This is a genomic window from Nostoc sp. (assembly GCF_036917675.1).
GTDB lineage: Bacteria > Cyanobacteriota > Cyanobacteriia > Cyanobacteriales > Nostocaceae > Nostoc.
Window position 1 is genome coordinate 41,665 of the sequence record NZ_JBALCT010000053.1, and the last position, 12,800, is coordinate 54,464.

At 42.8% G+C, this 12,800-nt stretch carries 14 protein-coding genes and 2 pseudogenes; 7 read left to right on the forward strand and 9 right to left on the reverse strand.

Annotated elements, in window-relative coordinates:
- The first annotated feature begins 39 nt into the window (after window positions 1-39).
- Both V7K31_RS19910 and V7K31_RS19915 read left to right on the forward strand, forming a co-directional pair.
- The gene (locus tag V7K31_RS19910; protein WP_335096353.1) at window positions 40-738 is read left to right on the forward strand and encodes a glutathione binding-like protein; all 699 of its coding nucleotides are present in this window, start codon (window positions 40-42) and stop codon (window positions 736-738) included.
- Window positions 739-860: 122 nt separating this feature from the next.
- Entirely contained in the window at window positions 861-1,148 is a 288-nt protein-coding gene (locus V7K31_RS19915; RefSeq protein ID WP_335096355.1) for a DUF3368 domain-containing protein, read from the forward strand.
- Between the two features lie 67 nt (window positions 1,149-1,215).
- Here V7K31_RS19915 and V7K31_RS19920 read toward each other — a convergent pair whose 3' ends face one another.
- From V7K31_RS19920 to V7K31_RS19940, 5 genes are all read right to left on the reverse strand, one after another.
- Entirely contained in the window at window positions 1,216-1,593 is a 378-nt protein-coding gene (locus tag V7K31_RS19920; RefSeq protein WP_335096357.1) for a type II toxin-antitoxin system VapC family toxin, read from the reverse strand.
- A gap of 3 nt (window positions 1,594-1,596) precedes the next feature.
- A complete protein-coding gene (locus tag V7K31_RS19925; protein ID WP_335096358.1) occupies window positions 1,597-1,851 on the reverse strand; it encodes a hypothetical protein in 255 nt (84 codons plus the stop codon).
- A 115-nt stretch (window positions 1,852-1,966) separates the two neighbouring features.
- A complete protein-coding gene (locus tag V7K31_RS19930; protein WP_442941330.1) occupies window positions 1,967-2,173 on the reverse strand; it encodes a DUF4926 domain-containing protein in 207 nt (68 codons plus the stop codon).
- Between the two features lie 39 nt (window positions 2,174-2,212).
- A complete protein-coding gene (locus tag V7K31_RS19935) occupies window positions 2,213-2,707 on the reverse strand; it encodes a hypothetical protein (RefSeq protein ID WP_335096359.1) in 495 nt (164 codons plus the stop codon).
- A 109-nt stretch (window positions 2,708-2,816) separates the two neighbouring features.
- On the reverse strand, window positions 2,817-3,425 hold the full coding sequence (locus V7K31_RS19940) for a hypothetical protein (RefSeq protein ID WP_335096360.1): 609 nt from the start codon (window positions 3,423-3,425) through the stop codon (window positions 2,817-2,819).
- Between the two features lie 277 nt (window positions 3,426-3,702).
- Here V7K31_RS19940 and V7K31_RS19945 point away from each other — a divergent pair.
- The 4 genes and pseudogenes from V7K31_RS19945 to bioU form a co-directional block, all read left to right on the forward strand.
- Window positions 3,703-3,837: pseudogene (locus V7K31_RS19945) on the forward strand (saccharopine dehydrogenase-like oxidoreductase); the annotation flags it as partial.
- A 71-nt stretch (window positions 3,838-3,908) separates the two neighbouring features.
- Window positions 3,909-4,154: a UPF0175 family protein gene (locus tag V7K31_RS19950; RefSeq protein WP_335096362.1), complete on the forward strand. Its 246-nt coding sequence runs from the start codon at window positions 3,909-3,911 to the stop codon at window positions 4,152-4,154.
- On the forward strand, window positions 4,151-4,648 hold the full coding sequence (locus V7K31_RS19955) for a DUF3368 domain-containing protein (RefSeq protein ID WP_335096364.1): 498 nt from the start codon (window positions 4,151-4,153) through the stop codon (window positions 4,646-4,648). The genes V7K31_RS19950 and V7K31_RS19955 overlap by 4 nt, the downstream gene beginning before the upstream one ends.
- 296 nt (window positions 4,649-4,944) lie before the next feature.
- Window positions 4,945-5,949 (forward strand): (S)-8-amino-7-oxononanoate synthase BioU, encoded by a 1,005-nt coding sequence (gene bioU, locus V7K31_RS19960; protein WP_335096365.1) that lies wholly within the window; start codon window positions 4,945-4,947, stop codon window positions 5,947-5,949.
- Window positions 5,950-6,283: 334 nt separating this feature from the next.
- On the opposite strand, the gene V7K31_RS19965 is transcribed toward bioU, so the two are convergent.
- The 4 genes and pseudogenes from V7K31_RS19965 to V7K31_RS19980 form a co-directional block, all read right to left on the reverse strand.
- Window positions 6,284-6,844 (reverse strand): hypothetical protein, encoded by a 561-nt coding sequence (locus tag V7K31_RS19965; protein ID WP_335096367.1) that lies wholly within the window; start codon window positions 6,842-6,844, stop codon window positions 6,284-6,286.
- 139 nt (window positions 6,845-6,983) lie between these two features.
- Window positions 6,984-8,210, reverse strand: a complete 1,227-nt coding sequence (locus V7K31_RS19970) for a type II secretion system F family protein (protein ID WP_335096368.1) — start codon at window positions 8,208-8,210, stop codon at window positions 6,984-6,986.
- 100 nt (window positions 8,211-8,310) lie between these two features.
- A pseudogene (locus V7K31_RS19975) lies at window positions 8,311-9,441 on the reverse strand (type IV pilus twitching motility protein PilT); the annotation flags it as partial.
- 112 nt (window positions 9,442-9,553) lie between these two features.
- Window positions 9,554-11,566: a GspE/PulE family protein gene (locus V7K31_RS19980; protein WP_335096370.1), complete on the reverse strand. Its 2,013-nt coding sequence runs from the start codon at window positions 11,564-11,566 to the stop codon at window positions 9,554-9,556.
- A 371-nt stretch (window positions 11,567-11,937) separates the two neighbouring features.
- Between V7K31_RS19980 and grpE the strand changes: the two genes are divergently transcribed.
- Window positions 11,938-12,687: a nucleotide exchange factor GrpE gene (gene grpE, locus V7K31_RS19985; protein WP_335096632.1), complete on the forward strand. Its 750-nt coding sequence runs from the start codon at window positions 11,938-11,940 to the stop codon at window positions 12,685-12,687.
- The last annotated feature ends 113 nt before the right edge of the window (window positions 12,688-12,800 follow it).

The window sequence follows — 12,800 nt, forward strand, 5'->3', positions numbered from 1 at the left end:
GCGTTAAAATTTAAACCCTCAATAAAAGGAAAACTAACCATGATTGAACTTTACTATTGGGCAACCCCAAACGGTCATAAAATCACTATATTCTTGGAAGAAGTCAGCTTACCATATACCATAATTCCGGTAAATATTGGGGCTGGGGAGCAATTTAAGCCGGAATTTCTGAAGATTTCTCCTAACAATCGTATGCCCGCGATCGTTGACCACGAACCAGCAGATGGAGGTGCGCCGATTTCCGTCTTTGAGTCTGGTGCAATCTTACTATATTTGGCAGAAAAAACCGGTAAATTAATCCCCCAAGATTTACGCCAACGCACTCAAGTTTTAGAATGGTTGTTCTGGCAAATGGCAGGACTAGGGCCAATGGCGGGACAAAATCATCACTTTAGTACATACGCTCCCGAAAAGATCGAATATGCCATTAACCGCTACGTGAATGAGACGGGACGCTTATATGCAGTGCTAAATAAGCAACTAGCAGATAGAGAATTTGTGGCTGGCGATTATTCCATCGCCGATATTGCAGCTTATCCCTGGATTGTGGGCTATGAGCGCCAAAGTCAAAACCTAGAAGATTTTCCTCACCTCAAGCGCTGGTTTGAGACAATTAAAGTCCGTCCGGCAACAATTCGCGCCTATGAGAAAGCTGAAGCACTGAAAACTCAAGCGCTTGATCCAGATAAGTCACGAGATTTGTTATTTAACCAGTCGGCGAAGACTATTCAGACTTGAGCCTTTTGAATTTAGGACTTACGCAAAATTGTCTCAAAAACCTGATTTGTCGTAGCGGTAATTCATGAATTACCGCTACTTCAGAACTTTTTTGCGTAAGTCCTGGAATTGTCTTGTGACTGATGGCGATCGCTATTATTGAACCCGCATTCCGCACTTCAATCAGTAGTACTACTAAACTACATTTAAATAAAATCCCAAATTCTAATCTTCTATTACTCTCATCAGAGAATATTTTAAAGGGTAGTTACACAGGGATTTTAGGGATCTTGGTTGAAGCTAAAAGTCAAAGGCTAATTTCTGCTGTGAAACCTCTGTTAGATGCTCTAATTAACCAAGCAGGATTCTGGGTTGCTGAACCTTTATACAAGAGGGTTTTACAGCTTGTTGATGAAGATGATACTGTTTAGTATGCTCCAGCCTAGACCAAAAGTGGCATCGCTTTCATCACTACCATCATGCGATCGCACTTTTGTCTTAACTGGGTTTATCAGACTCAAACGGATTCCACAATTTCAGTTGTGTAATCCAACGGAAATCATCTGTATTTCTTGTTATTAAAGTCAGCCCATACACCAAAGCAGTGCTGGCAATAATTGCATCACCTAAAGTCATTCGTTTCTGTTGTCGCAGGATTACCGCTTGATTTAAGACATCTTGAGAGATTGGTAAAACTTGAGCAACTTGAAAAAACTCTTCAAAATACGGGCGTTGTTCTTCTTTAAGCAGATGATAGCCTAACACTTCCAAATAACTTAGTGCTGATACCGCAGGTGCATATTCAGCAATTAACTCTCTCAATTGGGCGTTTTCTGGTTGAGCAGAATATATAATAATGTTGCTATCGATCAGCACGTTTTATCGTCCCGGAAGTGAACGGTCTTGACGGGTTTCTTGCTGCCACATAACTGGATCAACATCAGTCATAGATTGACTCACAGCAATTTTTTCTAATATCTCAGCCATTCTCCGTCCCCGTGCTTTTTTATCGAGGACTAATTCATTTTCCAGCAATGTAACATGAACTGGGATTTGTTGCTCTCCCAATGTAGGTACATCATCAATCCACTCTAAACGACTTCCTTTCAACCAAGCTCTGAATGTTTTTAGCATTATTTCGCTCTTTATTTTTTATCTATCTTGGTATCGCACTGGGGACTATCGCTTAGGCTGTTACCATCTCCGGGACTGAATCAGGGGATGCTGGCTCAAAATGTAACACCATAATTTACTCTGGGCGTAAACCAACAGATTCGTATGTGTGGCCGTTGCGTAGGCGTAGCCCGCCGCAGGCATCGCTAAATTCAACTTCAAATGCAGCGCCACCAGCTAATAATTCTACTAATGTGCCAACTTGACCACGGTACAAGTTGTATTCAGGTAGATCAACTGTCAGTGCTACTACATCCAGTAACTCAATTCTACTTTTATTCATCTTGTATCACTTCCAGATATTACAGAGGATAGCAGGTTGTTAATCTTGGGACATCAGAACCTTCTTCGACCTGAAATCTCCGCCGTCCCAATCAGAGCCATCAAGCCAGTCATAATCTTCAGCATCCAACAACATATATGCAAGTAACAAGGTATTGGTAAATCGCTCTACAGGAATTTTCCAATGTCTAGCCATCTTGTCTAATTGGACTTTTACTACTGAATTCGATGATGCAAAACATTCCAACACATCATCGTGGCTACAATACCATCCAGCAATGAATTTATCAAAATAAGGTTTATATTTTTCTGTTGAATGAGGTTTCTTAAAGTTAGTGAAGCGAACGTCTCTAAAGAAGTCTAGTTTTAGACCAGCAACAAGCCCATCAGAATCTTTACCATAAATATAGTAATAAAGTGAAATACCTTGACCATTAAAACTGCGAGTAGCGCGAATAATTCTGGGAGTGACGAAATCATCTCCCTCGAAATCTGCGAGAAGATCCTTTATTGCTATACAAACCGTGTTCAGCATTGAAGTATTATTCTTAGGGTTCCCAAACCAAAACAAAGCGTTACATTATTACATGAACAAGATTTACAAAAGGATACAGTTCGGTTTATTTACCTGAAAATAATTGTAATTATGAATTTAGAGCGTTCATTGGAGGGTTACAGTAGCTTTTTGCCAGACTTGCCAAATGCTCAACAGCAAATTTTCGTAACTCATACGTACCAAAGGCAGCAACACTAGTACCACCAACGAGTAGTGCGGCCATAACTAATGGGCCTCCTACTGTTGATGTGACCACAGCCGTTGCTGCTGCTCCCGTAACACTACTTCCCATCATCCCTGCAATAGCCTGTGTTAAACCGCCTAATCCTAAGTGAGAAACAGCTGATGCGATTCCCGCATATCCAGCTAAGGAACCTGCTCCTGCTGTCGAAGCAGATGTAATTGCTGTAGCAACTGTAATAACTGATTCTGCCCCTTCTGTAATAGCTTCCAAAGTTCCACCATCAACACCATTCAATTGATCTGAATAAGCTCTACAAAATGTTTCTGGTGTTGTATTCATAAATATTTTTGCATCTTTAATTAGCTGTTGGTTAGAGAATACTTCCTGAATATGTCCTGGAAAACTTGAAACATTAAAAGCAAAAGCAGGTGGAACTGAAGTAAATTCTAAACAGACTGTTAAAACTAGAGTAATCATGAAGAAATAAATGGTTTTTTCAAAAAAAATAAACATAGATGTAATAAAAAAATGTACATTTCATTGTTTATATTAATATATATCTTAATTGTTTGGGAACTGTATTATTACTCATACGTGATGAGAAAAACCAAAATCCCCAAACCAAAGTTACTACTCAGAAAACTATTTTATAGCGTAAAAACTTCTAACAATAAAGCATAATAAACCTTTATAGCTATCAGGTAAGACGGTAAATACTGAAGGCTTTGAATTCAACTCAAAAAATTGCCTATGAATACAGAATAAGCGAACAAAATAATCTGCATCGGAGATCGGAGTACTGGGTTTCGACGAACTAGGACAAGCAGCCGTTAAGGTAGTTGTTGGCAAACGGGAAATGATTTTAGTCGCAGCAGCAGATCAAAAAGGCTACACTTATGCTGCGGATAGTTTAAATACTGACTGTAATATTTACCTAATTATCATTTGGCGATGCCCAAGCTACTTAGAATAGTAATGATAGAGAGGATTGTAATTATGAGCGTCATCATTCCTAATGAAATATTAACCGCAACTCGGATGACTGAAGGCGAAATGAAGCAGGAAATTGCGGTGATGCTCTTTCAAAAAGAAAAGTTAACCCTTGCTCAAGCCAGCCGGTTTGCAGGGATGAATCGTATAGCATTTCAGCATCTACTCGCAAGTCGTCAAATTTCAGTACATTACGGGGTCGAGGATTTTGAACAAGATATCAAGAACTTGCGGGCAATGGGTAGACTGTGATCATTGTCAGTGATACTTCGCCCATCAATAACCTCGCCGCCATTAACCACGTTCATTTACTACAACAGCTTTACGGAACAGTCCTAATTCCTGAAGCTGTCTACCGAGAACTGACTGATCCCAACTTTCCAGTTGCAGGTGCAACTGAAGTACAAACTTTTATCTGGATTCAAACTCGTCCAGTTCAAGATCGTATACTGGTTGAGGCACTCAGTAATGAACTGGATATTGGTGAAGCCGAAGCGATCGCTCTAGCACTGGAAATGAAAGCAGATCAAGTTTTGATTGATGAACGTCGTGGTCGCATGGTTGCAGCTAGGCTAAATCTTAGTTACACAGGGATTTTAGGGATCTTGGTTGAAGCTAAAAGTCAAAGGCTAATTTCTGCTGTGAAACCTCTTTTAGATGCTCTAATTAACCAAGCAGGATTCTGGGTCGCTGAACCTTTATACAAGAGGGTTTTACAGCTTGTTGATGAAGATGATACTGTTTAGTATGCTCCAGCCTAGACCAAAAGTGGCATCGCTTTCATCACTACCCTAAAGCGTAGGCGTAGCCAGCCGTAGGCATCGCTTTAAGGTATATTTGGATTTTTGATGCTATTTCGCGTGAAAATTTGCTCAAGCCTAAATCACTCAGCAAGAATTTCTGGTGAAAAAACTGATTTGATTGGGGAAGAAACCAGGATAATGAAGCATAATTAACCTTTATAGCTAAAAGCTGTCAGCCATCAGCCACAAGCTGAGATGGTAAAGTTTGAAGGCTTGTAATTCAACTTAAGTAATTGACTATGAGTACAGCAAATATTTCGCCAGCGATACGCATAGGAGTACTAGGTTTCGGCGGACTCGGACAAGCCGCCGCCAAGGTACTTGTTGCTAAACAGGAAATGATTTTAGTCGCAGCAGCAGATCAAAAAGGTTACGCTTACCATGCTGAAGGTTTAAATACTCAAGAATGCATTGCAATCTACCAGTCCCAAGGTTCCATAGGTTATTTAGAGCCAGTTGGTACGTTAACAAATCAAAGTATTCAGGATGTAATTGAAATAGCTCAACCTGTGGATGGGTATTTTCTGGCTTTACCCAACCTACCAAATGACTTTATTCCCTCTGTAGCCAAGCAGTTTATCAAATCTGGTTGGCGTGGGGTGCTAGTGGATGCAATTAAGCGCACCACTGCTGTAGAACAACTACTGGCGATGAGAGGGGAACTGCAAGCAGCCGGGATTACGTACATGACGGGCTGTGGTGCAACACCGGGATTGTTAACAGCCGCCGCCGCATTAGCCGCCCAAAGCTACGCCGAAATTCATCAAGTCGAAATTACCTTCGGGGTGGGAATTGCCAACTGGGAAGCTTACCGTGCCACCGTTCGGGAAGACATTGGCCACATGCCTGGTTACACAGTGGAAACCGCTAGGGCGATGACTGACGCAGAAGTAGAAACACTACTAGATAAAACTAATGGTGTGCTTACCTTGACGAATATGGAACACGCTGATGATGTGATGTTAGAAGTAGCGGGAATTTGCGATCGCGATCGCGTTACTGTTGGTGGTATAGTTGACACTCGCAATCCGAAAAAGCCCCTCAGCACCAACGTTAAAGTAACAGGGCGCACCTTTGAAGGGAAGATTTCCACCCATACCTTTACTCTGGGAGATGAAACTAGTATGGCAGCCAATGTCTGCGGCCCTGCTTTTGGCTATCTCAAAGCTGGTAAGCAATTGCACCAACGCGGCATGTATGGAATATTCACTGCTGCCGAAATTATGCCCAAATTTGTGAGGTAATAGTTAGGAGTTAGGAGTTATATCATGTCCCGTAAATTACTTGTGATTCGTGTGTGACCTCTCCCCTACTAGTGGCTACCGTATACACACAAGTCATCGAATTACCTAAAACAAAAGAAAAACCTCACCCTGTTCTATCTTTAATCCCTCTCCTTACTAAGGAGAGGGACAGGTTTTGCATAGCAAAATCAGGGTGAGGTTCTTTTATTATGGGCAATTCATCGGACATGATATTAGGAGTTAAAAACCTAAACTTGAGACTTAAAAATCTCTGACTTTGTTCAGAAATTGCAATTGAAAACTCTTAACTCCTCACTTTTAACTCCTCACTTTTCTAAGATGATGGAATTACTGGAGAGAAAATATCTGTGAAATTCTCCTCAAGCAGCAAATCTGGCGTTTGCATAATAAATGGAAGTTCGGCTCCCACGAGTCCTCTTTGGATGCGTTCTAAAGTATCGCTAAAAACGACAAATAGAGGATATATGGTATTAGCTCCCTCACTCAAAATATGACTGTGGCGCAGAGGCATCAACCACTCATAATCATTGTCTAGCCAAACTTGGGTTTGTCGCCAACGTCCTAACAAATCAGAAAAGTCTTCATGAGCGCGATGAATAAAGACTAAAATTTCTGGTTCAGTTTTGATTTTCCACTCAGGATCGCACATCAAAATTGCTACATCACAGGGTAAGGAAATCGTTTGTGGGGCTGTTGTAGCAGTGTTGCGAAGACGGACAATGGGCAAGGGAATAGTGATCACACTTTCATCTGGACGGCGCAAACTGGGAATCATCTCCAAGTATGGCCGATATTGCTTTAGTAAGGTGATCGCAGCTAGATGATTGCTGTACTCTGCCAAACTCGCTTCGTACTGAGATTTTTGCACAGTCATAGTTTATTAAATAGTGAGTACTTAGAAGTGATAAGTTAAGAATAAAATTTAGAAGTTAGAAGTTAGAAATGCAAGTTTTAACTCCTAACTCCTGTACAGACGCGATTAATCGCGTCTCTAACTCCTAACTTTTAATCCTCTATCCCAACGTTTCAAATACTTTAAACATAGGTAGATACATCGCTAGCAAAATGGTTCCAACCATTCCCCCTAAAACTACAATCATCACTGGTTCCAAAATACTGGTCATTGCTTTTACTGCCTGCTCAACTTCATCTTCATAGAAATCGGCAACTTTCATCAACATTGCATCTAATTCTCCAGTTTCTTCTCCGATACTAATCATCTGAATTGCCATGGCCGGAAAAACGCCCTCATATTGTTGTAAAGCAATGCTAATCATACCTCCTTGTTGAATCTCAAGGCGGGCTGCATCTATGGCATTGGCAATCACTTGGTTTCCTGATGTATCTCGGACAATTTCTAAGCAAGTTAAAATTGGCACACCTGAACGAGTCAAAGAACCAAAAGTTCTGCTAAAGCGGGCGACTGAAGATTTTTGAATTAAGTCGCCAAACAACGGTACTTTCAGGGAAAGACGATCAAGTGTTAGGCGACCACCAGGAGTTTTACCGAATTGTCCATAGGCAATTTTCAATCCAACAATAATAAAGAGAAGGATGACAGCCTTCGGACTTCTCAAAAATTTACTAGCATCCATCAAGAATTGCGTTAGAGGTGGTAATGTAATTCCAATTTGTTCAAAAATCGTGGCAAAAATGGGGATAAGAAAAATGGTCATGCCGAGAAAGATAGCAACTGCGATAAAACCCACGACCGTTGGATAAGACAATGCTGATTTAATTTGGTTTTGTAAGCGGGCCACATCTTCTAACAACTTCGCTAAACGATTCAACACTTCGTCTAGAACACCACCAACTTCGCCAGCTTGAATCATACTCACATATAATCCATCAAAGCAGTCAGGATGCTTCCGCATTGACTCTGAAAGATTCATTCCGCTTTGAACATCAATGCTAATCTCCACAAGAGCTTGTTTCAATTTGGGGTTACTACACTGTTCAGCAAGTACCCCCAGACTTCTAACGATCGCAACTCCCGCATTCATCAAAACGGCAAATTGACGCGAAAAAACGGCTTTGTCTTTCACAGAAACCTTAACTAAGGAATTCTGGAAATTTTTGAAGGCAACATCTGGTTGAAATCCTTGAGATTGTTTCAGTTCTTGGATTACAAAACCTTGATCTCTGAGATTAGTCCGAGCTTGTACCAAGGATTCGGCAACAATTTTTTCTGAGCGAGATTTTCCTTGAGAATCGCGCACACGGGCAACGTAGTTTGGCATAAATTAATTCAAAATGGGCATTGGGCATTGGGCATTGGGCATTGGGCATTGGGCATTGGGCATTGGTTAATCTTCCTCACTCCCCCACTCCCCAGCTCCTTTAATGCGCTTTGGCAGCTGCACCGGGTTTTGCACCTACTGCCTGCGGCGGTGCCGCAGTACCGATCAGACGTTGGATTTCATCTGGCTTAGAAGTCTTAGACATCGCTGCTTCAAAGGAGATTGTTCCGGCTTTGTACATATCGGCTAAAACCTTCTCCAGAGTTTGCATTCCCAATTTGCCGCCAGTTTGAATAGCTGAGTAAATTTGAGCTGTTTTGCCTTCTCGAATCAAGTTGGAAATAGCGGGAGTGACAATCAGAATTTCTTGAGCCATTACCCGACCATATTCACCGGGTTTAGGGTTTTTCTTGGACACGAGGGTTTGGCTAAATACCGCCACTAACGAGTTAGACAACTGCACCCGCACTTGGGTTTGTCTTTCATGGGGGAAAACGTCAATAATCCGATCAACTGTCTGGGCGGCGGAACTGGTATGTAGCGTACCAAATACCAAATGTCCTGTTTCTGCGGCAGAAATTGCCAAAGAAATCGTTTCCAAATCGCGCATTTCCCCTACCAGAACAATATCTGGATCTTCCCGCAAAGCTGCTTTCAAGGCATTAGCAAAGCTCTTGGTATCTTCACCCAGTTGCCGTTGGTGAACTAAGCTTTTAATTGGTTCGTAGACAAATTCAATTGGGTCTTCCACCGTTAAAATATGCTCTGCTTTGGTGCGGTTAATCAAGTCAATCATTGCCGCTAGGGTAGTTGTCTTGCCGGAACCTGTAGGGCCTGTTACCAGAATTAGTCCTCTGGGTTTATCTGTCATTTCCCGGACGATATCTGGCAAACCTAATTTTTCAAAGTTAGGAATCTTAGAACTTAATGCCCGTAAGCAAGCAGCATAAGAACCACGTTCTTTATAGACATTGACCCGGAAACGAGCCAAACCCTTAACACCGTAGGAACAATCTAACTCCCAGTTCTGCTCCAAGGTTTTACGTTGGGTATTGTTGAGCATACTAAAAATCAGCCTTTGACATTGATCGGCTGTCATTACATGCTCACCTATGGGGGTGAGTTTGCCACTGATGCGGAAGTAGGGAGGCAAACCTGCGGATAAATGCAAATCCGAGCCACCCATTTCAATCAACTGCTCCATCAGGTCTTCAATCATCATTTCCATAGTTCTGCTTCCTTTTAATGTTTGTTATTTGTTTAAAGTTACTAACCATCGACCAATGACCAATGACCAATGACCAATGACTAATGACTAATGACTAATGACCAATGATCAATGACTAATTTTGAAACCGAGATGTCATACAGTAGGGACAATCCAGCCATTCTGGTTTCAATGTGGCATCGCAGGTCAGGCAGGTAAGACCAATCTTGCGTTTGGCTTTTAACTCGGCTTCCAAACCAGTATCAGTAAACGTCACTCGTTCTACTTCTTCTAGGGTGGTAGAACCTTGGCGCACTAAGTCTAAACTGTAAGACAGCAAGGTTTTCATACCCTCTTCTATTGCCACTTCCTTGATACGTTCCGTGGGTGCATCTTCGTTGATGAGAGTTTGCAGGTTTTCGGTAACTCGCATGACTTCATAGACTCCACAACGCCCTTTGTAGCCGACACCATTACACTTTGGACAAAGCTGATTTTTGGTTTTGGCTTCGGCGATCGCATCTAATGTCAAGGTGTTAGCTTTATAGAAGGTAACTTCGATATCTGAGGAAGCTGATAGACCATAACGACCCAATTCCTGGACGGTAGGAGTGTAGGGAATACGACATTCAGGACATACACGCCGCACCAAACGTTGAGCTAAAACGCCAATTAGGGAACTAGAAACCATGAACGGCTCAATACCCATTTCTCCCAAACGAGCGATCGCACCTGGGGCATCATTGGTATGTAAGGTAGTTAATACCAAGTGACCAGTCAAAGCAGCCTCAATTGCTGTTTTTGCCGTTTCTTTATCCCGCGTTTCACCCACCAGCAGCACATCTGGATCTTGCCGCAAGAAAGCCCGCAATGCGGTAGCAAAATCCAGCCCTTTTTCCCGAATCACCTGTACTTGAGTAATCCCTGGAAGGCTGTACTCAATTGGATCTTCCACAGTACTGATATTAATACCGGGATCATTTTTTTCTGATAATGCAGAATACAGCGAGGTTGTTTTCCCAGAACCAGTTGGCCCAGTCACCAAAATTAGACCAAAGGGACGGCTCACCATATCTTGGACAATTTGTAAAGTCTCCGGATCGGTAATTAACTTATCCAATCCGAGTTGGGTAGAAGAGTTATCCAAAATCCGTAGCACCACCTTTTCCCCGTAACGACTGGGTAAGGTGCTGACCCGGAAATCTACTTTACGTCCCTCAAACAGCCGCCGGATACGTCCATCTTGGGGTATACGCCGTTCCGCAATGTCTAGATTGGAGATGATTTTAAATCGGGCTGTCACCGCCGGAATGATTTTTTTCGGTAGGGGATCGAAAGCTTCGACCAGTATGCCATCCTTCCGAAAGCGAATGCGTAAGTTTTCTTCTTGGGGTTCGATATGAATGTCAGAAACGCCCTCATGCAAGGCTTTAGCCAGGATTCTGTTCACTAGGTTGATGACTGGGGCATCCTCTGCACCCTTCATCGCCGCCCCGAGATCAGCCTCCATTTCTTCAGGAGCATCCGAAAGATCGAGATTTCCGAGGTTTTCTAAATCCTGATTAATATCTGTAAACTTTGCTTGATCCAGGTGCTTTTGCTTAACAGCCATTTCATCCAGGTATTGGTTGATTAGCTGTTGGTAGTCTTCCTGTGTAATCACCATGCGCTGCAAGACTAAGCCTTGGGGGCGCAAAATGCGGTTCAGGTCATCGGAAGCTTCTAGATTATCTGGAGCGACCATCGCCACTAAAACTGAGGGCGGGGTTTGGTCTTCGTGTTTCGATAGTGGTACTAAACGATGGCGACGACAGATATCCACTGGGATGAGGGTTTCAATTAGGTTCGCCATCATCGTGCTGCCAAAGGAGTTGACTTCCGGATCAAGGAATTCAACACCATATAGTATTTTAAGTTCAAATAGCTGCTGTTTTTTATATTGCCTGAGCAACTCAGGTGATAGTTGTTGCCCAGTGATTGACTCTAGTACTTCCGTTAGGGGTCTGCCAGATTTACGGCTTTCAATTAGTGCCTGCCTCATCTGGTCGGTATTCACATAGCCAGATAGCACTAGCTTGTTGCCGAAGGGCGAAAACTCTGTTCTGGTAGTTAGAGCGGTACTGCGCCGTTGTGCTGACGAGTAAGTCATAAATGAGCAATTGATTTGGGGAAACCTCTGTTTAGAGTATTCCCCGACTGTGAGACAGAATTCTCATTTCCCAAAAAAGTCCTAAGTCACGTCGCTTTGCTGCAAATTCAAAATTCACGCATTAAAGACATTTTCAAATTAAGATCAGGGGCGAGTCACATTCAGCGCCATTCTCGAAAATTATTCGTTCGGGTTCCCACCTTAGTGGGGTCTGGGCTAACGTGTTCACCATTTGTCACAATAAGAGAACGGTTACATCACTTCCAGGAACTTGTTGGCAACAAAATCAGCCTCAGTGGCAAGTCGTGGATGACGACGGTTGCAAGCTGTGGAGATACACTGCCATAAATAGCATCTGGAATGAGTGGACAATAATGGATGAAAATAAACAGATAAACAATACAAGCCAGCAATTGGGTGAACCAACAGAGGTAAAGCAAGCAATGAAGAGTGACTCCCCAGCCCAAATTAATTTCAATGAATCTGGCAGTGAGGTGACAGAGCAAGTGGCAGCCCAAACCAATGTATCCGGCGATACGGCTACTCTCAATCCAGAAAATGGTGTCGCGGCAACCGAGAAAACTGAAGTGGAAAGAGCAGCTTTGGCAGAACTGACTCAACAAATCGAGTCCCTGAAAACGCAACTAGAAGAGCGTAGTACTCAATATATGCGGATTGCCGCTGATTTTGAGAATTACCGGAAACGCACTAGTAAAGAAAAAGAAGAGTTAGAGGCGCTGATGAAGCGGAACACGATTTTGGAATTGCTGCCAGTGGTCGATAATTTTGAGCGGGCGCGATCGCACCTCAAACCGCTATCTGATGGCGAAATGACAATGCACAAAAGTTACCAAGGCGTTTACAAACAATTAGTAGATAGCCTGAAGCGCTTGGGTGTATCACCAATGCGTCCCGAAGGTGAAGAATTTGATCCTAACCTACACGAAGCAGTAATGCGGGAACCTACGGATGAACATCCTGAAGGAACAGTGTTAGAAGAGTTAGTGCGCGGATATTACTTGGGCGATCGCGTGCTACGCCATGCAATGGTCAAAGTCGCTGCTCCCAAGGAAGATACCCCTGCTGCACCAGAAGATCAGTCGAGTCAAGCCTTCAGTTAAGCTGTAATCGCTCGCCTCGCTGACCAAAAGTGCCTGGGTTCTAGCAAGGACGAGGATCGCGTACCTAAAACTTAGACAAGGCTTTGGATAACTCTCTGTGTTTCAACTTCTCT